Annotated in this window: 15 protein-coding genes and 1 pseudogene; 8 read left to right on the top strand and 8 right to left on the bottom strand. The window is 72.7% G+C overall.

What is annotated here, in order from left to right:
* Nucleotides 1-77 precede the first annotated feature (77 nt).
* Nucleotides 78-1,268 carry a hypothetical protein gene (locus EV371_RS24530; protein ID WP_130464133.1) on the bottom strand — a complete coding sequence of 397 codons (1,191 nt, stop codon included), beginning with the start codon at nt 1,266-1,268 and terminating at the stop codon, nt 78-80.
* Between the two features lie 188 nt (nt 1,269-1,456).
* Between EV371_RS24530 and EV371_RS24525 the strand changes: the two genes are divergently transcribed.
* Nucleotides 1,457-3,439, top strand: coding sequence for a DUF6311 domain-containing protein (locus tag EV371_RS24525; protein ID WP_130464132.1), 1,983 nt, complete (start codon nt 1,457-1,459; stop codon nt 3,437-3,439).
* A gap of 143 nt (nt 3,440-3,582) precedes the next feature.
* Entirely contained in the window at nt 3,583-5,466 is a 1,884-nt protein-coding gene (locus EV371_RS33940; RefSeq protein WP_486484966.1) for a DUF6311 domain-containing protein, read from the top strand.
* A gap of 40 nt (nt 5,467-5,506) precedes the next feature.
* On the opposite strand, the gene EV371_RS24515 is transcribed toward EV371_RS33940, so the two are convergent.
* Nucleotides 5,507-7,327 (bottom strand): hypothetical protein, encoded by a 1,821-nt coding sequence (locus EV371_RS24515; protein WP_207230823.1) that lies wholly within the window; start codon nt 7,325-7,327, stop codon nt 5,507-5,509.
* Nucleotides 7,328-7,514: 187 nt separating this feature from the next.
* On the opposite strand from EV371_RS24515, the gene EV371_RS24510 reads away from it, so the two are divergent.
* From EV371_RS24510 to EV371_RS24500, 3 genes and pseudogenes are all read left to right on the top strand, one after another.
* Nucleotides 7,515-8,861 carry an outer membrane protein assembly factor BamB family protein gene (locus EV371_RS24510; RefSeq protein WP_130464130.1) on the top strand — a complete coding sequence of 449 codons (1,347 nt, stop codon included), beginning with the start codon at nt 7,515-7,517 and terminating at the stop codon, nt 8,859-8,861.
* Nucleotides 8,862-8,940: 79 nt separating this feature from the next.
* Complete coding sequence (locus tag EV371_RS24505; RefSeq protein ID WP_130464129.1) at nt 8,941-9,627, top strand: response regulator; 687 nt, start codon at nt 8,941-8,943, stop codon at nt 9,625-9,627.
* Nucleotides 9,628-9,635: 8 nt separating this feature from the next.
* A pseudogene (locus tag EV371_RS24500) lies at nt 9,636-10,781 on the top strand (sensor histidine kinase); the annotation flags it as partial.
* 254 nt (nt 10,782-11,035) lie between these two features.
* On the opposite strand, the gene EV371_RS34605 reads toward EV371_RS24500, so the two are convergent.
* A complete protein-coding gene (locus EV371_RS34605; protein ID WP_486484775.1) occupies nt 11,036-12,121 on the bottom strand; it encodes a DUF2637 domain-containing protein in 1,086 nt (361 codons plus the stop codon).
* Between the two features lie 334 nt (nt 12,122-12,455).
* Here EV371_RS34605 and EV371_RS24490 point away from each other — a divergent pair, with 334 nt between their 5' ends.
* A complete protein-coding gene (locus EV371_RS24490; protein ID WP_130464128.1) occupies nt 12,456-12,839 on the top strand; it encodes a VOC family protein in 384 nt (127 codons plus the stop codon).
* A gap of 197 nt (nt 12,840-13,036) precedes the next feature.
* On the opposite strand, the gene EV371_RS24485 is transcribed toward EV371_RS24490, so the two are convergent.
* The 3 genes from EV371_RS24485 to EV371_RS24475 form a co-directional block, all read right to left on the bottom strand.
* On the bottom strand, nt 13,037-13,939 hold the full coding sequence (locus EV371_RS24485) for an RNA polymerase sigma-70 factor (protein WP_130464127.1): 903 nt from the start codon (nt 13,937-13,939) through the stop codon (nt 13,037-13,039).
* A 598-nt stretch (nt 13,940-14,537) separates the two neighbouring features.
* Nucleotides 14,538-16,637, bottom strand: a complete 2,100-nt coding sequence (locus EV371_RS24480) for a 3-hydroxyacyl-CoA dehydrogenase NAD-binding domain-containing protein (protein ID WP_130464126.1) — start codon at nt 16,635-16,637, stop codon at nt 14,538-14,540.
* Nucleotides 16,634-17,827 (bottom strand): acetyl-CoA C-acyltransferase, encoded by a 1,194-nt coding sequence (locus EV371_RS24475; RefSeq protein WP_130464125.1) that lies wholly within the window; start codon nt 17,825-17,827, stop codon nt 16,634-16,636. The genes EV371_RS24480 and EV371_RS24475 overlap by 4 nt, the downstream gene beginning before the upstream one ends.
* Nucleotides 17,828-18,036: 209 nt before the next feature.
* Here EV371_RS24475 and galE point away from each other — a divergent pair, with 209 nt between their 5' ends.
* Entirely contained in the window at nt 18,037-19,074 is a 1,038-nt protein-coding gene (gene galE, locus EV371_RS24470) for a UDP-glucose 4-epimerase GalE (RefSeq protein ID WP_130464124.1), read from the top strand.
* A 203-nt stretch (nt 19,075-19,277) separates the two neighbouring features.
* On the opposite strand, the gene EV371_RS24465 is transcribed toward galE, so the two are convergent.
* Nucleotides 19,278-20,600, bottom strand: a complete 1,323-nt coding sequence (locus tag EV371_RS24465) for an HRDC domain-containing protein (RefSeq protein WP_130464123.1) — start codon at nt 20,598-20,600, stop codon at nt 19,278-19,280.
* 123 nt (nt 20,601-20,723) lie between these two features.
* Complete coding sequence (locus EV371_RS24460) at nt 20,724-21,296, bottom strand: DUF3000 family protein (RefSeq protein WP_130464122.1); 573 nt, start codon at nt 21,294-21,296, stop codon at nt 20,724-20,726.
* Between the two features lie 159 nt (nt 21,297-21,455).
* Between EV371_RS24460 and hemE the strand changes: the two genes are divergently transcribed.
* Nucleotides 21,456-22,538: a uroporphyrinogen decarboxylase gene (gene hemE / locus EV371_RS24455; protein WP_130464121.1), complete on the top strand. Its 1,083-nt coding sequence runs from the start codon at nt 21,456-21,458 to the stop codon at nt 22,536-22,538.
* The last annotated feature ends 10 nt before the right edge of the window (nt 22,539-22,548 follow it).

Here is a 22,548-nt window from a genome sequence, read left to right as displayed (position 1 = left end):
CCGGCAAGGTGGCGCGGCCGGTTGTGGCCAGTCAGTTGCCGTGGCGCGGCCGGCTGGTTGCCCCGTGGCGCGGCGGGTCAGTTGCCGCCGGCCGAGCGGTCGGTGGTCCTGTCCGGGGCGATCAGGCTGAACGTCTCCCGGGTGGCCGGCTTCGGCACCACCACCAGGCCGGGACGGTCGACCAGGCGGGTGGTGTTCGGCGGCAGCGCGAGGCTGGTCTCCGAGTTCGGCTGCCAGGCCAGCACCACGACCGGGCTGGACAGCGGCAGGACGTACGCCTGGAGCGGCTCGAGCCGGTCGGCCGCCGAGACCAGCGGCGGACCGTCGGCGGGCCGGAGCAGGGCCGCCGTCATCATGCCATCGTCGGTGCGCCAGCTGATCTGTTCGAGCCTGGCCGGCTCCGTCCCGGCACCGGCCAGCTCGACCTCGGCCAACTCCTTCGTCGAGAGCCGGTCGATCGGCCAGGAGACCGGCACCGATCCGGGATGGGCCTCGCCGTGTACCCGGTGCGGGATGCTGCCGAACGGACCCGTCTTGGTGCCGAGGGCGCAGGTGTCCAGGCCGTCCAGCACCGAGGCGCCGGAGCCGGTGTCGTCGCCGACCAGCGGATAGCGAGGCCCATCGATGCCGGTGCCGAGGTCGATGAGCCGGTCGGCGGCCTTGCCGTTCGGCAGTGACTCGCTGGGGCGCAGCCGGGCGGTCACGGTGCGGGCGGCGCAGGCCGGCACCGCGACCGGGCCGGTCAGGCCGTCGGTGATGGCCAGCGGCCGACGGTCCGGCCCGAGGAGCCGGTCCACCCGGGAGGAGACGAGATAACGCCGGCCGGTGGGCAACTGCACCGGCAGCACGTCGGAGTAGACCAGGTAGCCCGGTTCGGTGTACTCGACCGCCCGGTCGACCACGAACTCCGCTCCGTCACCGGTCAACTGCAGCAGCCAGGAGCCGGCCTCGCCGGGCACGTCGGCGGCGACCAGCGCGAGTCGGCCACCGTCGACCTCGCCGAGCCAGAGGATGCCGGAGGAGGGCAGGTGCACCCGGTCCTCGACGGGGGAGCGCCACTCGTCGACGGCCCGGGCCACCGCGGCGCTCGCCTCTGCATCGCCTGCCAGGGAGCCCCGGGACGGCCACACCTGGAGCGTGCCGTCCAGTGTGTCGTAGCCGACCCGCAGCGCGACCGGAGGTTCCTTCGGGATGGTGCCGCACCCGCCGGTGAGGAGGGCCAGGGTGAGGGCCGCGCCGACGATCCCGCTCCGAGGGAGTGAACCCACCTGTGCTCCCGATCCGCCTCAGTCGTCAACAGAAGCCACATCCTACGAGATCTCGGACGTGCCTCGGGCGTGACCCGGGAAAGCCCGACCGATCGGGGACCGGCGCTCCGGCAACACGGCTCGCCCTGCGGAAACCCGCCGCCCAGGCAACTGGGACCAATGGGGTACTCCTGTAGACTCCGCCGACTGTGACGCTTGCCGAGCCACGTCTGCACACCACGCCGGACCCGGAGAGTCCCGAGTCAGGAAGCCGAACGGCGACCGGGACCGACCGGGGCTCGGCGGGCTCGGGCACCGGTTCCGAGACCCGCTCGGATACCGCGAGGGCGGCGGGCAGCGACCGGGATCCGGCGTCGCGATCCGGCGCCGCGGGCGAGGACGCGGGTACCCCGGACCGGACCATCGGCCGCCCGGCCACCCGGCCCGCCCGCTGGCCCACCTGGCGGCGCGACCTCGCCGTCTACGCGGCCTTCCTGGTCGCCGGCCTCTGGGTGACCAGCCAGATCTGGCTCGACCCGGCCGGCCGGGTCGCCTCGCTCTACAGCAGCGACCCCGCACAGGTGCAGTACTTCCTCGCCCACTCCGTCCGGGTGGTGTTGCACGGTGAGTTCCCGTTCTTCACCGACCGGCTGAACTATCCTGACGGCGTCAACCTGATGGCCAACACGGCGATCCTGGGCCTGGGCATCCCGATGGTGCCGGTGACGCTGCTGTTCGGCCCGGCGGTGTCCTTCGTGGTGCTGGTGACGATCGGCCTGGCCGGCACCGCCTCCGCCTGGTACTACGTGCTCTCCCGGCACCTGGTCGGTGCCCCGGTCGCGGCGATCGTCGGCGGCTGGTTCTGCGGCTTCTCCCCGGCGCTGCTGTCGCACGCCAACTGGCACCCCAACATCATCTCGCAGTTCCTGCTGCCGTTCATCGTCTGGCGGGTACTGGCGCTGACCCGCTCCACCCGGCCGGTCCGGGACGGCGTGATCCTCGCCCTGCTGGTCACCTACCAGGCGTTCATCAACGAGGAGATTCTGCTCTTCACCGCGATGGCCTGCGGGGTCTTCCTGCTCGCCGTGCTGGTGCAGGAGCCGGGCCGGTGGAGGGCGGCGTGGCGCCCCCTCGGCGCCGGGCTGGCGGTCTGCGGCGTGCTCGCCGGGGCGTTGCTGGCGTACCCGCTGCTGGTGCAGTTCGCGGGGCGGCAGGCGTACCACGGGCTCAGCGACGCGGTCCGGGACTACGGCAACGACCTGGCCGCGTTCTTCGTACCCGGCTCCACCACGCTCGGCGGCAACCAGCGGGCCAATCTCGACCTCGCCCCCAACTACTCCGAGGAGAACGCCTTCTTCGGCTGGAGTCTGGCGCTGCTGACCGTCGCGATCGTGGTCTGGCTCCGCCGCGAGGTGGTGATCCGGGCGCTCGCGGCGACCGGCCTGCTCTTCGCGATCCTCTCGCTCGGCGAGCGGGTCTCCTGGTGGAACCGGGGCGCCATCTGGGGACCGTGGGACGTCCTGGTGAAGGCGCCGCTGCTCGACGCGGTCGTGCCGACCCGGTTCGGCCTGATCACCACCGTGGTGATCGGGCTGATCCTCGCGCTCGCCACCGACCGGGCCTGGAAGCTGGAGGTCGCCGACCGGCGGGCGCTGCGGGCCGTGGTGGTGGCCGCGCTGGCGATTGCGCTGGTGCCGATCCTGCCACTGCCGCTGCGCGAGGTGAGCCGGCCGCCGGTGCCGCACTTCATCACCTCGGGCCAGTGGCGGCCGTACGTCGGACCGGACCAGACACTGGTGCCGGTGCCGATCCCGGCGATGGGGCACACCAACGGGATGCGCTGGGCCGCCGCCGTCAACCTCGACTTCAGGATGCCCGGCGGCTACTTCCTCGCCCCCCGCAACGGCAACACCGGTGACCCCGGCCGGTTCGGCGGGCGGCCCAGCGGGCTCAGCGCGGTACTCGACCGGGTCGCCACCAGCGGCCAGCCGGCGACGCTGAACGACCGACAGCGCCGGCGGGCCCTGGACGAGTTGCGGCACTGGCGGGCCGCGGTCCTGGTGCTGCCGGTGCGGCAGGACAACGCCGAGGCGCTGCGCAGCACCGTCGACCAGTTCGCCGGCCCGGCCCGGCGTACCGCCGACGTGTGGCTGTGGGATGTCCGCGCCCTGACCAACCGCACTGCTGGGTGAGCGGGCAGGGGCGATCCGCCGAGACCGCGCCGGACGTCGCGGTCGAGGCGGCCGGGCCGGCGGCGACCACCGGTCGGCGGGCGGTGCTGCGACGCCTCGCCGCAGACCTGCGGGGTGCGCTGCGACGCAGCGTTGCGGATCGGCTGGGTGCGCTGCGTAGCTGGTCGGCGCGGCGCCGTGGTCCGCTGGTCGACACGGCGGTCGTGCTGACCTATCTCGCGGTCGCCGGTTACGTCACCTCCGGGCTCTGGCGGCATCGGGACCGGATGACCTACGCCAGCAACGACATGATGCTCTTCGAGTGGATGCTGGCCCGGGCCGCCCGGGCGGTGACCCACCTGGAGAACCCCTTCTACAGCACCGCGTTGAACGCGCCGGACGGGATCAACCTGATGGCGAACACGTCGGTGCTCGGCCTCGGCGTGCCGCTGACCCCGGTGACCCTGCTGGCCGGCTCGCAGGCCAGCTACCTCCTCGCGGTCGTGCTCTCACTGGCCGGTACGGCCACCGCCTGGTACCTCTTCCTGTCCCGCCGGATCGTCGACTCGCGCCTCGGCGCGGCCGTCGCCGGCCTGTTCTGCGGGTTCGCACCCGGAATGATCTCCCAGGCCACGGGACACCTGCACATGATCGCGCAGTTCCTGGTGCCGGCGATCCTGGCGGTGGTCTTCGACCCGCGCACCGACCGGGTGATCCGCCGTGGCGTACTGCTCGGCGTGCTGGTCGGGTACCAGGTCTTCCTCGGTGAGGAGGTGCTGGCCTTCCTGGTGCTGGCCTGCGGGCTCTTCACCGTCGGCTACGCGGTCTCGGCCCCGGGGACCGCCCGGCGGCTGGCTCCGGCGTTCCTCGGCCGGCTCGGCGTCGGCGCCGGAGTCGGGGTGGTGCTGCTGGCGTACCCGCTGTGGTTCCAGTTCTTCGGGCCGGGGCACTATCGCGGGCTGCCGTTCGACCCGAGGGCGTACCCGCTGGACCTGGCGTCGTTCACCGCCGCCTCGCGGCAGTCGATCACCGGCCACGACACGGTGCCGGGCATGCTCTCGCCGAACCTGACCGAGGAGAACTCCTTCTTCGGGCTCGCGCTGATCGTGCTCTGCGCGGTGGTGGCGATCTGGCAGTGGCGGCGGCCGCTGGTCCGGGCGCTGGTGCTCTGCGTACTGGTCTTCTCCGCGTTGTCGCTCGGCGAGGAGGTGCGGCTTAACGGGGAACTGCTGGACCTGCCCGGCCCGTACCGACTGGTCTCCGGGGCGCCGCTGATCGACCTGGCGGTGCCGGCCCGGTTTCCGCTGATCTGCGTCCCCGCCCTGGCGATCCTGCTGGCGCTCTCCTTCGACCGGGTCTTCCGCCACACGGCGAACCCGAGTGCCGCTCCCGGCGGTGCCGCAGATGCCTGTGGTGCCGGGGATGCCTGTGGTGCCGCGGATGCCGGTGCCGTGGACGGTGGTGCGGCGCCTGGCGGTGCGGTGCCCGCGCGCGGGCCGGGCCGGGCCGGCGGGCGGGTGCCGGTCCGGCTGCTCTGGACCGGGGCGGTGATCGCCGTCCTGCTGCCGGTGGCGCCGACGCCGCTGCGCACCAAGCCGGTCTGGCCGGTACCGGAGTTCGTCGCCAGCGGCGAGTGGCGGTCGTACGTGCCGCCGGGGCGTACCCTCGTGGCGGTCCCGCCTACCCGGGGCTCCGAGGCGACCGCCGGGATGTACTGGTCGGCCCGGACCGGCCTGGCCTTCACCGCGCCGGGTGGCTACTTCATCGGCCCCACCGGGCCGGACGATCCGCAGGCCCGCTGGGGTGCGCCGGACCGCCCGACCGCCGTGCTGCTCGACCGGGTCGCCGCCACCGGTGAGGTGCCGCCGATCGGCGAGGCCGAACGACGGCAGGCGATCGAGGACCTGCGGCACTGGCGGGCCGCGATCGTGGTCCAGGGTGGCCTGCACCGGGGAGTGCCGGTGCGGGAGACCCTCGACCAGTTGCTCGGGCCGGGCCGGGACATCTCCGGCGCCTGGGTGTGGGACGTCCGCGCCCTCGTCGGCTGACCCGTCGAGCCGTGGGGGTTGCCTTTTACCTTCTTGGCCGTCAGTTGACGAGCGCGCGGACGTCCCAGAGCCAGACGTCGTCCACCCGCTGCCCCGGGCCGAGCAGGCCGGCGAGCAGGACGTGCAGCGCGGGTGCGGCCGGGTGGTCGCCGAGCACCACCACGGAGGCCCGCCAGAACCGCAGATCCTCGATGGCCTGGCGGCGGTTCTCCTCGGTGACCACCGGTGCCGCACCCCGGTCCATCGTTCCGTAGATCAGCAGGCTGGTCGGTCGGGACGGGGCGCCGAACACCCCGTAGCCCTGCGCGTCCGGCCCGATGAAGTATCCGGCCGGGATCGGGAACGCCTGCCCGGTCAGCGCGCTCCAGCGCAGCGTGGAGAGGCCGTGCACGTTGCTCGGGATGGGTACCGGGACCAGGGTCCGGCCCGCCGGCACATAGGGCCGCCAGGCCCCGGAGGTGATGAACCGCGGCGGCGGGTCGACATGCATGGCCGGCAGCGGGCGCGGGACGATCGGCAACAGCGCGAGCGCGACAGCGGCGTACGCCAGGATCCGCAGCCGCCGTGCCGGGGCGGTGTCGTTCGAGGTGGCCGAGGGCGGCCGGGATTTCGCTACCTCGTTCCAGGCGAGCGCGACCAGGATTCCGACGGTGGCGACCGTGATCAGACTCAGCCGGGTCGGCATCATCATCTCGATCAGCGGCAGGTCCTCCGGCAGCAGACGCCACGGTCCCTCGAACTCGGTGAGCTGCCCGTCGTAGCGGATCTGCCGGCCCAGCGAGGCGAGCGCGAACCCGGCACCGAGCAGCGCGACGATCCGGGCGACGATGGACGTCCGCCAGAGCAGCACCGCGACCAGGACGGCCAGCCCGACGAGCGGCCAGCCCAGCCAGGTGTTCTGCTCGGTGACCCCGATGGTCTTCTCCACCTCCGGCGAGCCGGCGATGGTGTCCCGGGAGTAGGTGACGAAGGCACGCAGGTCCTCGCCCCAGTTGTGGAAGACGCCGCCCTGCAGACCCCGGTAGGACTGCGGGCCGTTGAACTGGTACCAGATCGGGTAGCCGGCCAGCAGCAGCGCCACCACGCCGCCGACGCCGAGACCGCGGAGGAAGGTCCAGATCCGGTTGCGCATCAGCGACCAGCGGAAGGCGACGTGCAGCGGCACGGCCACCCCGCAGGCCAGCGCGGTGAGCAGCAGCATCTCCTCGTTGATGAAGATCTGGTAGGCCACCAGCAGCCCCAGCACCAGCCCGTTGCGCAGCCAGCGGCCCGGCTCGCCGAGCCGGAACACCCGGACCACGATCAGCGGGAGCAGGAAGTTGGAGACGAAGTTCGGCTGCCCGTTGGCGTGGTGGATGATGCCGGGTGCGAAGCCGAGGAACGCCCCGCCGACGAACGCCGCGGCCCGGGAGGAGACCAGGTGCCGGGAGAGCATCCAGTACGAGGTGGCGGCCGTCGCCGCGAGCGCACCGCCGAGATACAGCGCGTACGTCACCTGCGGGCCGAACAGCCAGGTGAGTGGGGCCAGCGGCAGGGTGACGCCCAACAGCGAGGTGTTGGCCATCATGTTGACGCCGTCCGGGGCGTTCTGCCGGGCCGAGAAGAGCGGGTTCTCCAGGTGCTGCACCGAGTACGCGCCGTGCGCGAAGAGCCACTCGAACCAGCTGTGGTCGGTCGGCAGATGCGACGACACCCGGTGGTTGACGTCCACCCAGTAGTTCGCGCAGACGAAGATCCCGAGCAGGACGTACGCTCCGATGGCCAGTACGTCGACCCGCGCGGGAGTCCGGAAGGCCCACCACTGTCGAGATCGATCGACTCTCGTCGAGCCGGCTTCGGCGTCCGAAGAATTGTCCACCACCGGAACTGCCACGAGGCGCCATCGTACAGGTGACTTCGCGTCCGAATTGCCGCCACCCGCCCCGGGTTCCCGGAGTGTGCCGGCGGGTGGTGACGACCGATACGGGCGATCGCGGCGTCGCGGCGGCGAGCCGCCGGAGCCGGAGATCCGACGCCGGCAGGGCCGGCGGAAGTGGGGGAGGAGTGAGATGCCCACCATCGAGTTGGGCGAGTTGGCTGTCGGGTCCCGCCCCGGGCGGGCCGAGCCGGACCGGACCGCGACTCGGCGGACGAACCGGCGCCGGCCGCCCCGGTCGGGGCTGCTCGCGGCGGTGCTGGCGGGGGTGCTCGGCACGGTGGCGGCCGGTGACCCGGTGCCCCGCCCCTGGCCGGAGACGGTGCTACCGACCCGGCTCGGCTCGTTCGTGTACGCCGAGCGGGACCGGATGTTCGTCGTCGAATCCGATCGGCCCGGTCGGGGCGGCCCGGAGCTGACCGCGTACCGGCTGCCGGCGGCGGAGCCGGAATGGCGGGTGACGCTGCCGGCCGACGACGTCGCGAACCTCCAGATGGTCGGCGAGCACCTGCTGCTGGCACGCTATCCGAGACCGGCGTCGGGCAGGGCACCTGGGCTGACCGTGCTGGATCCCTCGACCGGCGCCGTGGCCTGGGACCGCGAGGCGAGCCTGATGACGGTCAGCAGCGGCGGTGACCTGCTGCTCCAGACGACGACCGGGGACTGGCGGCCGGGGGAGAACGGGCCCGGCACGTTGGAGGCGGTGGATCCGGCCACCGGCGCCGCGCGGTGGTCGCTGCCGGTACCGGCCGGCGCCGTGCCGTTGCTCGAAATGTCGGCGGTCGACCGGGCGGTACCCGTCCGGGCCTCGACCCTGGTCCTCGTCCTGCCGTCCGGTCGGGTCGAGGTGCGCGATCTTGGCACCGGCGAGGTCGTGCGGGCCGCCCAGATGCCGGCGCCGGGCGCCGGGCCGCCGACGCCGACCGGGTGGGTCGAGGTCGCCGCCGGCCTGCTCCTGGCGTACGACGAGAACGCGGTGACCGCGTACGGGCTGCCGGAGCTGGACCGGCGCTGGTCGGTCCCGAACCCGCCCACCAAGGAGTACGCAGCGTTCACCTGCGGAGCCGACCTGTGCAGTCTGCGTCCCCAGCGCGGGGTACACGTCCGGGACGCGGGGACCGGCCGTACCCGCTGGTCGGACCCGCGCTGGACCGGCCTCTGGACCGTCGGCGACGACCTGGTCGCCAGCCAGGCCGGTGCCGACGAGTCCCAGCTCTTCGCCGTCCTCGATCCGGCCACCGGACGGGTACTCGCCGACCTCGGTACCTTGGCCTTCCTCACGCCGCGCGGATCGCGGTTCGTCGGCGTCCGGTACGGCGCGGACCGCCGGGCCTGGGTGCTGGAGTTCGATCCGGTCACCTGGCGGGGTCGGCTGCTGACGGTGCTGTCCGGGATTTCCGGCGACTGCGGGGTGACCGCGACCAGGCTGCACTGCCGGCGGCTGGACGCCTCGACCGGGGTGTGGCGGCTGCCGGATTAGCCGGCCCGGTCCGGCGCATCGAGCTGTCACTTGTCGAGCCTGGATAGGTTGTCCCCTAGAGGCAGCCGGGGAGGTCGTGGTGCGGGTACTGGTGGTGGAGGACGAGCGCAACCTGGCCGACGCGATCGTCCGTGGGCTGCGCCGGCAGGGCATGGCCGTCGACGTCGCCTACGATGGTTCGACCGGACACGAGATGGCCTTCGTCACCCGGTACGACGTGGTGGTGCTCGACCGCGACCTGCCGGGCGTGCACGGCGACCAGATCTGTGCCGACCTGGTCACCTCGGACGCGCTGACCCGGGTGTTGATGCTGACCGCCAGCGGTACGGTCGCCGACCGGGTGGAGGGCCTCCAGCTCGGTGCCGACGACTACCTGCCCAAGCCGTTCGCCTTCGACGAGCTGGTCGCCCGGGTGCAGGCCCTCGGTCGCCGGGCCACCCCGGTCACCCCACCGGTGCTGACCGTGTCCGACCTGGTGATCGACCCGGCCCGGCGGGTGGCGACCCGGGGCGGGGCGGCGGTGGACCTGACCCGCAAGGAGTTCGGCGTGCTGGAGGAGCTGGTCAAGGCGCGCGGTGCGGTGGTGTCCAGCGAGGAACTCCTGGAACGGGTCTGGGACGCCAACACCGACCCGTTCACCACCACCGTCCGGGTGACCGTGATGACGCTGCGGAAGAAGCTCGGTGAGCCGCCGCTGATCGAGACGGTGGTCGGCGCCGGCTACCGGGTTTCGGACCCGTCCGTGCCGGGGCAGGTGAGCGCATGACCGTCTATCTGACCCGCCGCCGGCCCCGGGTACGGCCCACGCTGCGGCTCCGGCTGACCCTGCTCAACGGCGTGTTGCTGATCGGTGCCGGTGCGATTCTGGTGCTGCTCGCCTGGCTGCTGGTCGGGGACGCGCTGACCCCGGACATCCGGCTCCGGTCGAACCCGACGCTCGAGCTCTCCGACGGGCGGACGGTCGGCGCGATCGAGTGGCAGCGCGAGATGGCGCAGGCGGCGAGCCGGGAGCTGCTGGTCAAGGGGTTGCTGGCGCTGCTGGTGATAAGCGTCGTCGGGGTCGCCGGGGCGTACGCGGTGGCCGGCAGGGCGCTCCGCCCGCTGCACCAGGTCACCTCGACGGCCCGACGGCTCGGCGAGGCGACCCTGGACCAGCGGATCCGCTACTCCGGCGCGGACGACGAGGTGGCCGAGCTGGCCGGCACCTTCGACGCGATGCTGGACCGGATAGGGGATGCCTTCGAGACGCAGAAACGCTTCGTCGCCAACGCCTCGCACGAGCTGCGTACGCCGCTGGCGGTGATGCGGACCGAGATCGACGTCACGTTGGCCGACGACGAGGCGGACGTGGCGGAGTACCGGCGGATGGCCACGGTGGTCCGGGACGCCTCGGAGCGGGCCAACAACCTGGTCGACGCGCTCCTGGTGCTGGCACGCAGCGAGGCGCAGTCGGGCCGCCGGTTGGCCCGGAAGGCACCGACCGATCTCGCCACCGGGGCCGGTGCGGCGCTCTCGGCGGTCCGGAACGAGAGCACCCGGCTCAAGCTCCGGGTCGAGACGGCGTTGGCCCCGGCACCGGTGGTCGGCGATCCCGGCCTGTTGGAGCGGCTGGCCGGCAACCTGATTGAGAACGCGGTGCGCTACAACCACCTGCACGGACGGATGTGGGTGCGTACCGGCTCGGATCCCGAACAGGCCTGGCTGGTGGTCGGCAACACCGGCTTCGAGGTGGAGCAGGCGGACGTACCCGGGCTGTTCGAGGCGTTCCGGCGGGGTGGTCGGGAGCGGACCGGCGCCCGGGGATCCGGGCTGGGACTGTCGATCGTCCGGGCGGTCTGCGACGCGCACGGCGGCACTGTCAGCGCGATCGCCCAGGACGGTGGCGGGCTGGAGGTGACGGTGACTCTGCCGGCGGCCGAGACCACCCCGGTGGTGGCCGCCTCGGCGGCGGTCGGCGGCGGTCCGGTCGCCATGCCGTTCCGGCCGGTGCCGGCGGAGAGCGCGAGCAGCACGGCCAGTACCGTCTCGCTCGACCGGGCCGCACCGGTCGTCCTGCCCGCCCCGGGTACGCCGGCGGAGGCGCATCCCGGCACCCCGACCGGACTGGCCGGGCTGGCGGAAACGGCCGGCACCGACCCGAGACCCGGTTCGACGATCGATCCCCGGTAGCGGATTCAGGCGACGAGGTCGAGTTCACGTACCTCGCGGCGGATCGCCCGCAGCCGGGCGGTGGTGATGCCGAGTTCCTGCGCCACTTCGGCGTCGCTGGCCTCGGGTCGCTCCGCCTGGATCGCCGCCGCCAGTGCGGCGGTCTCGGTGATCGGGCGGCGTGGCCGTGCCGCGGCGGCCGGCTTGGCCGCGCGCCCGGTCGAGGCCCGCCGCCCGGCCGTTCCGGCCGCTCCCTTCCTGGTCCTGGTCGCACCTCCGGCGCCCGCTGGCGCCGCCGCACCCGTTTCCCCGGGTGTCTCCGGCCGCTTCCCGCCGTGCCTGCCCGGCTCCGTCCCGCCGTGCGCGCCGATTTCCGTTCCGCCGTGCGCGACGATTCCCGTTCCGTTGGGTGTGCCGGCTTCCGTTCCGTTGGGCGGGGTGGCTCCCGTTCCGTTGGGCGGGGTGGCGAGGATCTCGCCGATACCCCGGCCCAGAGGCTCGACCGCGCCGAGTGACCCGCCGCCCGCCGCCGGTCGCCGACGAGCTGCGGCCGCCCCACCCGGTCCGGCGGCGGCCCGGTCGGATCCCGAGGCCGGGTCGGATCCCAAAGCCGGGTCGGATCCCAAAGCCGGGTCAAACGCTCCGGTCCGGGCAGCACCGGGCGGGGCGGCGGGGTTCGCCGGACCGGACCCCGCCGTGGCGGCGGCCGTCGCGGCCTCTGCGGTGGCGATCCGGCCACCCAGCTCCACCAGGCAGATGCTGGCCACCACGATCAGGCCGTCGACCGACAGCGGCAGCAGGTACGGCGACGCGCCCGTCTCGCCGTACCGGGCGGCCACCCCGACCATGTGCCAGTACGACACCCAGGCGGCGATCCCGGCGATCGTGGCGGTGGCGGCCATCCGGGCGAACGCCAGTGAGCGGCGGTGCACCGGCACCCGAGAGATCAACTCAACGGTGAGCAGCAGTGCCAGTGGTGGCCAGGCGGCGATGGCCTGGCTGATCGGGTTGTCCCGCGCGTGCAGGATGTTGGCGACCACCGAGGCGGCGACCCCGAGGGCCAGGGTGGCGCGTACGGCCCAGCGGACCCGGCGAAGCTGTGGGAGGGGCACCGGTCGCTCCTTGCCTGTCGTCGTGCTTCCTCTCGGCCCAGCGGACCAGCCGGCCTGACCGCTCATCCTTACGGCCGAAGCGGTCCAGCCGGTGTACCGGCTGAATTTCCGGCGTGTCGCTCACCGCCCGGTGGCCATCCGTGTGCTTCGCGTTGCGATCCCGGGGGGCACATCGGTTGCCGAACCCGTACCTCCGTGCCAAACTTGCCGCCGTCAGCCCGGATCATGGAGGGAGGTGCGGTAGATGGTTGCGCTGTCCTTTTCCGCGCCTCGCCTCGGCCACCGCTGACCGATCCGCGTTCCTCCGCGAGGCGCACACTCCACTGGAGGATTCGTGAGTTCCATCATCCACAACGTCAGCTTCGACTGCGCCGATCCGTACACGCTCGCCAGCTTCTGGGCGAAGGTGCTGGACCGGTCCCTGCATCCTGATGACCGGCCCGGCGACGACGAGGTCGGGCTGCCGGCGCCGGACGGCACTACGCCGCAGGTCTTCTTCCAGCGGGTGCCGGAGGGCAAGTCGGGCAAGAACCGGCTGCACATCTGCCTGCAGCCCGAGGACCGGACCCGGGACGAGGAGGTCGACCGGCTGTTCGGGCTGGGCGCCACCCTGGTCGCCGACCACCGGCGCCCGGACGGCACCGGCTGGGCGGTGCTCGCCGACCCGGAGGGCAACGAGTTCTGCGTCGAACGCAGCGCCGCCGAGCGCGCCGGCTGAGCCCCGCGTAGCAGCTGGGCCCCGGCGTAACAGCTGGGCCCCGCGTAGCAGCTGGGCCCGGCGTACCGGTTGCGTGACGCGTACCGGTAGGAGCGGTCGCGGGTGCCGGGCCCGTCCCCGCCGGCAGCGGTGGGGGACGGGCCCGGGTCAGCTCGGCAGCCGGCCGGCTGGCGTTCGTCCGCACCCCGGACCGACGTTCATTGCCGCGTGAGCGACGTTTCGGATCCGAGGTGGGTCAGCTTCTCGGGGTTGCGGACGTAGTAGAGACCGGTGATGCGGGCCTGCTCGACCCGAACCGCCAGGACACCGTCGAGTTCGCCGTCGATTCGGAGCACGAGCGCCGGGTTGCCGTTGACCATGGTGGGATCAACGGTGACGGTGACCAGGCCTTCGGCCCTGCCGAGACCACCGATGATGAAGCGGGCGACCTTCTCGGCGCCGATGACCGGCCGGGGCGATGCCTGCTTGAGGCCGCCGCCGTCGCTGATCCCCACGACGTCAGGGGCGAGCGTGTCGATCAGGCCCTTGAGGTCTCTGGTCTCCAGCGCGCGCCGGAACGCACCCAGAACCGCCCTGGTCTGGCTCGGGGAGACGGCCGCGCGGGGGCGGCGGGCGTCGACGTGCCGGCGGGCGCGGTGCGCGATCTGGCGGACGGCCGCCGGGGTCTTGCCGACGGCGGCGGCGATCTCGTCGTAGCCGATGCCGAAGGCCTCGCGCAGTACGAAGACGGCACGTTCGGTCGGTGAGAGTGTCTCGAGGACCAGCATGAGCGCCATCGACAGACTCTCGGAGAGTTCGACGTCCTCGGCCACGTCCGGCGTGGTGAGCAGCGGTTCGGGTAGCCAGGCGCCGACGTACGCCTCCCTGCGGCGCTGCACGGTGCGCAGCCGGTTGAGCGACTGCCGGGTCGTGATCCGGATCAGGTAGGCACGCTGGTCGCGTACCTGTTCCAGGTCGACCTTGATCCACCGCAGCCAGGTTTCCTGGAGTACGTCCTCGGCGTCGGCCGCCGATCCGAGCATCTCGTACGCGACGGTGAACAGCAGGTTGCGGTGGGCGACGAAGCTCTCGGTCGCCGGGTCAGTGGCTCGGTCGTTCATCGCAGGCCGCCCGGGAAAGCGCCGGTGGCGCTGGGGAGGAATGGGCGGTCATGCGTGGTGTCGGTGGTTCTCGGCATAGTGTCGGCGCCTCCGTCCCGGCGGAACTGTCGGTTGCGGCGGGGATGGTTGCAGTCTGCCGATCACCCCCTCCCACGACGGTGGTTCTGTGCGGTCCGAGGCTGAAATCTCCCGCTTCCAGCCTGGGAGAAGCATCAGATTCCGGCATTCTCCTTCGCGGCCCGCATCCGGTCGTCGTCGAACTTCCGGCCGCGACGACCGGTACGTCGCGCATGCTCGGCAACGACCTGCCAACCGCAGATTCCCGTCATGATGCCTCCTAGGCCTCCAGGGGTTCGGCCTCAAGACACCGCGGGACCAGCCGTTGTGACATGCCCGAGCGGACAGGTACCCGGACGCTCTCCGGCTTCCGCTCCGGCCGCCGGGTGTCCCTCGTGGCGGGCCCGCGCCAATCCTGCCGCCATCGCCGCTCGTCGCGGGCGTCCGGGCAGATCGCGGTGCTCAGGAACCAGGCCAGGTCGCACAACGCGTCGTGCGACTCGCCGGGACCGGTCCCCGAGCACCGCGATCGACGGGTTGATCAGCCGGGCAGGCTGGCCGCGCCCCGGGGCAGGAAGCGGCGGCCGGTGATCCGCTCCGAGGTGCCGGTGCGGTCCAGGTACGGCGTGACACCGCCGAGATGGAACGGCCAGCCGGCGCCGAGGATCATGCAGAGGTCGATGTCCTGCGGCTCGGCGACCACACCCTCGTCCAACATCAGCCGGATCTCCTGGGCGAGCGCGTCCAGCGCCCGCTGGCGTACCTCCTCAGCGGTCAGCGGTGCCGAACCGACCTCCAGCAGCCCGGCCACCTTGGGGTTGACGTCGCCGTCGACCACCAGTGGCATACCGGACTCGGCGATCCGCTTCAGGTTCTCGCCGACCGCGAACCGGTCCGGGAAGGCGGCGTGCAGCGTGCCGCCGACGTGGTACGCCACCGCCGGCCCGACGAGCTGGAGCAGCGCCAGCGGGCGCATCGGCAGGCCGAGCGGATCGAGTGCGGCGTCCGCCACCTCGGGCGGGGTGCCGGCGTCCACGGCCGCGATGATCTCGCCGAGGAACCGGGTCAGCAGCCGGTTGACCACGAAGGCCGGTGCGTCGGCGACCAGTACGCAGGACTTGCGCAGCTCCTTGCCGACCGCGAAGGCAGTGGCCAGGGTGACGTCGTCGGTCTGCTCGCCCCGGACGATCTCCAGCAGCGGCAGCACCGCGACCGGGTTGAAGAAGTGGAACCCGACCACTCGCTCCGGGTGCGCCAGGTCGGCGGCCATCGCGCCGACCGAGAGCGAGGAGGTGTTGGTGGCGAGTACCGTGTCCGGGCTGACGATCTTCTCCAGCTCCGCCCAGACCTGCTTCTTCACGGCCAGGTCCTCGAAGACCGCCTCGATCACGAAGTCGGCGTCGGCGAAGACGGCCTTGTCGACCGAGCCGCTGACCAGACCGCGCAGCTTGGCGGCCGTACCCTCGGCAAGCCGGCCCTTGCCGACCAGCTTGTCGATCTCGGCGTGCACGTAGCCGACGCCGGAGTCCACCCTGGACTGGTCGAGGTCGGTGAGCACCACCGGAACCTGGAGCCGGCGGGCGAACAGGAGCGCGAGCTGCGACGCCATCAGGCCGGCGCCGACGATGCCGACCTTGGTCACCGGGCGGGCCAGGCCCTTGTCCGGCGCGCCGACCGGCCGCTTGGCCCGGCGCTGCACCAGGTCGAAGGAGTAGAGGCCGCTGCGCAGCTCCTCGCTGAAGATGAGGTCGGCCAGCGCCTCCACCTCGGCGGCCATCCCCTTCGGCAGCCCGTCCGGGTCGCCGTCGGCGGGCCCGGCCGGTGCCTCGCGGGCCAGTTCCAGCAGCTCCAACGCCCGGTACGCGGCCGGGACCGCGCCGTGCAGCCGCTCGTCCAGCGTCTGCCGGGCGAAGTAGAGCACGCCGTCCCACATCTCCCGGTCGACCTCCGGACGGGTCACCTGGACCTCGCCGCGCACCACCTGCGCGGCCCACTCCAGCGAGCGCTCCAGGAAGTCGGCCGGCTCGAAGAGCACGTCCGCGATGCCCAGCTCGGCGGCCTGCTTCGGTTTGAGCATCCGGTTCTGCATCAGCGGGTTCTGGATGATCACCTGGGCCGCGCCGGCGATGCCGATCAGGTTCGGCAACAGTTGGCTGCCGCCCCAGCCGGGCACCAGGCCGAGCGAGACCTCGGGCAGGGCGAGCGCGGCGGCGCCGCCGTGCAGCGTCCGGTAGTGGCAGTGCAGCGCCAGTTCCAGCCCGCCGCCCATCGCGGCGCCGTTGACGAAGGCGAAGGTCGGCACCGTGCTGGTGCGCAGCCGGCCGAAGACCCGGTGGCCGAGCCGGCCGATCTCGCGGGCCTGGTCGCGGTCCGCGAGCAGCGGCATGCCGGTCACGTCGGCGCCGACGCAGAAGATGTACGGCTTGCCGGTCACCGCGACGAACGCCGGCTCGGCGGCGAGCGCCTCCGTGATCGCGTCGTCCAGACTGGAGAGTCCGGCCGGGCCGAAGGTGTTCGGCCTGGTGTGGTCGAAACCGTTGTCCAGGGTGATCAGCGCGGCGGGTCGGTCCAGCCCCGGCACCTGCACCAGGCGCAGCAGTGCCCGGGTGACCACCTCGTTCGGGTTACCTGGAACCGTCATTTCTCGCCGCCCTCCCAGTTCGGGTTCTCCCAGATGACCGTGCCGCCCATGCCGATACCGATGCACATCGCGGTGAGGCCGTACCGCACCTCGGGGTGTTCGGCGAACTGCCGGGCGAGTTGGGTCATCAGCCGTACTCCGGAGGAGGCGAGCGGATGACCGACGGCGATCGCCCCGCCCCACGGGTTGACCCGGGGATCGTCGTCGGCGATGCCGAAGTGGTCGAGGAAGGCCAGCACCTGCACCGCGAACGCCTCGTTCAGCTCGAACAGGCCGATGTCGTCGATGGAGAGCCCGGCGATCCGCAGCGCCTTCTCGGTCGACGGGATCGGACCGTAACCCATCACCTCCGGCTCCACCCCGACGAAGCCGTACGACACCAGCCGCATCGACACCGGCAGCTTGAGTTCCCGGGCGACGTTCTCGGCGGCGAGCAGGCTGGCGGTGGCCCCGTCGTTGAGTCCGGCCGCGTTGCCGGCGGTGACCCTGCCGTGCGGGCGGAACGGCGTCTTCAAAGTGGCCAGTTTCTCCAGTGAGGTCTCCCGGGGCGCCTCGTCGACGGTGGCGAGTCCCCAGCCGGTCTCCGGGTCGCGGGTCGCCACCGGCACCAGGTCGGGCTGGAGCTTGCCGTTGGCGTACGCCTTGGCGGTCTTCACCTGTGAGGCGAGCGCGTACGCGTCGGCGCGCTCCCGGCTGATCTGCGGGAGCCGGTCGTGCAGGTTCTCGGCGGTGGCACCCATCACCAGGGCGGAGGGGTCGACCAGCTTCTCGGCCAGGATCCGCGGGTTGGGGTCCACGCCCTCGCCCATCGGGTGCCGGCCCATGTGCTCGACGCCACCGGCGATCGCCACGTCGTAGGCGCCCATCGCGATGCCACCGGCCACGGTGGTGACCGCGGTCATCGCCCCGGCGCACATCCGGTCGATGGCGTAGCCGGGCACCGTCTTGGGCAGCCCGGCGAGCAGCGCGGCGGTACGACCGATGGTGAGGCCCTGGTCGCCGGTCTGGGTGGTGGCGGCGATCGCCACCTCGTCGACCCGCTCCGGCGGCACGGGGTTGCGTCGCAGCAGTTCGCGGATGCAGCGGATCACCAGGTCGTCGGCGCGGGTGTGGGCGTACATCCCACCCGCCTTGCCGAACGGGGTGCGGACGCCGTCGACGAAGACGACGTCTCGGACTTCACGGGGCACTGGAGCCTCCTTGCCGCAGGGGCCCGGGTGGGCGGGTACCTCGGATGCTACTAGCCAGTAACTATGGCCGTTTGTGCCCCCGGTGTGGCTCGGGACACATATCGTCCGGCTTGATGCCCTAGTAATCACACTATCGCCAGCTAAACAGCGAGCAATAGTGAAAATGCTTCCGAATCGGCCGCAGTCGGCGAATCCAGTCAGGAGTCCGGGTGAAGGTGCTGGTCACCGGCGGTGCCGGCTTCATCGGCAGCACCATCGCGTCGGCCTGCCTGGACGAGGGCATCGAGCCGGTGATCCTGGACAGCCTCTGCACGGGTCGGGTCGAGTTCACCCGGGGGCGGATCTTCTACCCGGGTGACATCGCCGACGGCGCGCTGATCGACCGGATCTTCGCCGAGCACCCCGAGATCGGCGCGGTGGTGCACGCTGCGGCGCTGATCGTGGTGCCGGAGTCGGTCAGCGAGCCACTGCGCTACTACCGGGAGAACGTCGCCAAGTCGCTCGACCTCCTCGACCACGTGATCCGCAACGGGGTCACCCGTTACGTCTTCAGTTCCTCGGCCGCGATCTACCGCACCGGTGCCGACCTCTCGGTCGACGAGAGTTCACCACTGGAACCGGCCAGCCCCTACGCCCGGACCAAGGCGATGATGGAGACGGTGCTCGCGGACACCGCCGAGGCCACCCCGCTGCGGGCGCTGTCGCTGCGCTACTTCAACCCGATCGGTGCCGATCCGCTGCTGCGTACCGGTCTCCAGTTGCCCCGGCCCACGCACGCGCTGGGCAAGCTGATCGACGCCTGGACCGACGGCGGGGAGTTCCTGATCACCGGCACCGACTGGCCCACCCGGGACGGCTCGGGAATCCGCGACTACATCCACGTCTGGGACCTGGCCCGGGCCCACGTCTGCGCGCTGCGCCGGTTCGACGAGATCCTTCCGCCCGGTGGCGACCGGTCGGTGGAGGCGATCAACCTCGGCACCGGGGACGGCACCACCGTCCGGGAACTCGTCGCCGCCTTCGCCGAGGCGGTGGGGCCGGTACGCACCCGCGATGCGCCGCCCCGCCCGGGCGACGGGGCCGGCTCGTTCACCCGGAGTACCCGATCCCGGCTGCTGCTCGACTGGAAGCCCGAGTACTCCGTCGCCGACGGCATCCGGCACGCGGTGCAGTGGTGCCGGGTCCGCGACGAACTGCTCGGCGTCCGCCCGCCGGCCCGGCACCTGCACCACTCCGGCGGACGCTGACCAGACCACCACCGCCCAGCACGCCGCCCAGCACGCCCGTCACCCGACTCGGCAAGGCGACGAGACGTCAGTGGGTGTCAGCAGGCGACGAGGTGTCAGCAGGCGACGAGGTGTCAGCAGGCGACGAGGCGTCAGCAGGCGTCGAGACGTCAGCAGGTATCAGCAGGCATCGAGGTGTCGGGGCGTCGGGGCGTCGGGCGGCGTCAGCTCTCCGGCTCGGCCAGCGCCGCCGCGAGTCCCTCGGCGATCAGGCCGACCTGCCAGTTCCGGGCACCGTACCCGCGCAGGGTCTCGGCGACCGTGTCCGGCGTGATCTCCTCCGGCGGGATCCACGCCAGCCGGCGGACCGAGTCGGGGGTGATCAGGTTCTCCGGCGGCAGGGTGTGCGCCGCCGCGATCCTGGTCACCACCTCGCGGCACCGGGCCAGCCGGGCCGCCGCCACCGGGTCCCGCTCGGCCCAGCGGTGCGGCGGGGGCGGGCCGTCGATCGTCGGGCTCACCGGCAGCGCGTCGTCCGGCAGTTGCCGGGCGTCGGCGAGGGCGTCCAGCCAGGTCCGGACGAGGCGGCGCACCGAGCGGCCGCCGAAACCGGGCAGCATCAGCAGGGTCCGCTCGTCCTTCGGATCCATCTCGGCGGCGGCGATGATCGCGGCGTCGGGCAGTACCCGGCCGGGTGCCGAGTCACGGCGGGCCGCGATCTCGTCCCGGGCGTACCAGAGCGACCGCACCCGGGCCTGTGCCCGGGCCCCCCGCACCCGGTGGATGCCGGAGGTCCGCCGCCACGGGTCGGGCCGCTGCCGGGCCGGCTGGGTGCCCCAGGCCACCAGCGCGGCGAACTCCTCGGCCGCCCACTTCGCCTTGCCCTGGTGCTCCAGCTCGACCGCGAGCTTGTCCCGCAGCTCGGTGAGCATCTCCACGTCCAGTGCGGCGTAGGTCAGCCAGGACTCCGGCAGCGGCCGGCTGGACCAGTCCGCCGCCGAGTGGTGCTTCTCCAGGGTGAAGCCGAGCAGTTGCTCGGTCAGCGCGGCCAGCCCGACCCGTTCGAATCCGGCGAGCCGGGCGGCCAACTCGGTGTCGAAGAGCCGTCTCGGCCGTAGCCCGAGGTCGGCGAGGCAGGCGAGATCCTGGCTGGCGGCGTGCAGTACCCATTCGGCGTCGGCGATCGCCTCGTCGAGGGTGTGCAGGTCGCCGAGGGGCAGCGGGTCGATCAGCGCGGTGCCGGCCCCGGCCCGCCGGAGCTGGACCAGGTAGGCCCGCTGGCTGTAGCGGTAGCCGGAGGCGCGCTCGGCGTCGACGGCGACCGGGCCGGTGCCGGCCGCGAATCGGGACACCACGTCGGCCAGGCCGACGGGGGTCTCGACCGGAGCCGGGGTGCCGTCGCGAGGGGTGAGCAGCGGTACGGGCCCGCCGGGCGTTGGGTCGGGCCCCACTGTCTCGGGATCCGGCGCGGACGCCGGAAGGCTGTGCGGCTCGTCCCCTGCTCGGCGTTGCGCGGCCCGACGGCGCAGGGGTGGTTCGTCGGTCACCTGACAACCCTAGTCTTCACGGAGATTGGGGTCGCGCAGCCGGTCCGGCGAGTCGGGTCCGATGGGCCTGCCGAGCCCGCCGAAGCGGTTGGGGCACAGGGGGTCCCGCGTCAGCGGGGGTGGTCAGGCGGCGCCGGCGGGACGGGCATGCGGCAGCACGGTGACACCGGGCGGCGGCAGCCCGGCGGTGGATGCGAGCAGCGTGCACCAGGCCAGCAGATGTGCCCGCAGGTCGTCGTCGACCGGGGTCCAGGATGCGCGGATCTCGATGTCACCGGCGGCCGGCGGGCCGGCCAGCTCGCCGAACCGGGTCGACATGGTCTGGGTCACCGTGCCGCCGAGCGCCCGGTAGGCCGCGTCCCGCGCCTCCAGCGCGTCGGTCAGCCAGGTCCAGCCGACGCCGGGCAGCAGCGGGTCGGCGGCGAGGTCGATCTCCAGCTCGGCGGTGACGTAGGTGACCAGGCGCAGCGTCCCCTCCCAGCTCTCGTGTCCGGCCGGGTCGTGCAGCAGGATCAGCCGTCCGGTGGCCACCTCCTCGCCGTCGCGCCGCACGCTGGCGCTCAGCGCGAAGGCGTAGGGGGCGAGCCGCTGCGGCGCACCCACCTCCTCCAGCGCGATCTCCGCGCGCGGCGCCGCCGACCGCAACCCGGCCACCGCGCGGGCGAAGGTCTCGGGCAGGACGATCGGGGAGGCCATATCCGCAGCCTAAGCCGATCGCCGGCGCCGTGGTGGGGCGCCGCGCCGGTCGGCCCGACCGGTCGGGCCGACGCCGGGCCCGACGCGGGTACGTCTGGCAGGCCACAAAACCCGGCGGTGCGCGCCGGCGAGGTCGGGGCGCGTGGCACGATGGCGCCGATGACCACCACGACTGCGGGCAACGCGGCCCGAGACGATCACCCGGGCCCGGGCGGCCCGGCCGATTCGCCGTTCGTCCGGGCCTGCCGACGGAAGCCGGTGCCACACACCCCGGTCTGGTTCATGCGGCAGGCCGGGCGTTCCCTGCCCGAGTACCGCGAGGTGCGGGCCGGGATCCCGATGCTGGAGTCGTGCCGCAGGCCCGAACTGGTCACCGAGATCACGCTCCAGCCGGTACGCCGGCACGGCGTGGACGCCGCGATCCTGTTCAGCGACATCGTCGTACCGGTGGCGGCCGCCGGGGTGGATCTGGACATCGTGCCCGGCACCGGCCCGGTGGTGGCCGAACCGGTCCGCACCCTCGCCGACGTCGACCGGATCCGAGCCATCGACCCTTCCGACGTCTCCTTTGTGGACGAAGCGGTTCGGCTGCTCGTGGCCGAGCTGGGCGACACCCCGTTGATCGGCTTCGCCGGGGCGCCGTTCACCCTGGCCAGCTATCTCGTCGAGGGCGGGCCGTCGCGCAACCACGTACGCACCAAGGCGCTGATGCACGGCGCCCCGGACGTCTGGCACGCCCTGCTGGGCCGGTTGACCGAGATCACCCTCGCCTTCCTCAGAGTGCAGATCGACGCGGGTGTCTCGGCGGTGCAGCTCTTCGACTCCTGGGCCGGGGCGCTCTCCGAGGCCGACTACCGCCGGTTCGTGCTGCCGCACTCGGCGACGGTGCTGGGCGCGCTGGCCGACGCGGGCGTGCCGCGGATCCACTTCGGGGTCGGCACCGCCGAGCTGCTCGGCGCGATGGGCGAGGCCGGCGCGGACGTGGTCGGGGTGGACTGGCGTACTCCGCTGGACGCGGCGACGGTGCGGATCGGGCCGGACAGGGCGGTGCAGGGGAACCTGGACCCGGCGGTGCTCTTCGCGCCCTGGGAGGTGGTCGAGGCCGAGGTGCGCCGGGTGCTCGGCGAGGCGGCCGCCGCCCCCGGGCACGTCTTCAACCTCGGGCACGGCGTGCTGCCGGAGACCGATCCCGAGGTGCTGACCCGGGTGGTCGCCCTGGTGCACGAGGCCACGACGAGCTGATCGGAAGGCA

This window comes from Plantactinospora sp. CNZ321 (assembly GCF_004217235.1).
Note: the sequence above shows the minus strand (reverse complement) of the source record. Positions and strands in the feature narration are given on the sequence as shown.

Bases quoted from the DNA above. Each gene is read 5' to 3' on its own strand.
- EV371_RS24485 (WP_130464127.1), bottom strand. From the start codon at position 13,939: ATGAACGACCGAGCCACTGACCCGGCGACCGAGAGCTTCGTCGCCCAC.
- EV371_RS24460 (WP_130464122.1), bottom strand. From the start codon at position 21,296: ATGGCCTCCCCGATCGTCCTGCCCGAGACCTTCGCCCGCGCGGTGGCC.
- EV371_RS24480 (WP_130464126.1), bottom strand. From the start codon at position 16,637: ATGACGGTTCCAGGTAACCCGAACGAGGTGGTCACCCGGGCACTGCTG.
- EV371_RS24510 (WP_130464130.1), top strand. From the start codon at position 7,515: ATGCCCACCATCGAGTTGGGCGAGTTGGCTGTCGGGTCCCGCCCCGGG.
- hemE (WP_130464121.1), top strand. From the start codon at position 21,456: ATGACCACCACGACTGCGGGCAACGCGGCCCGAGACGATCACCCGGGC.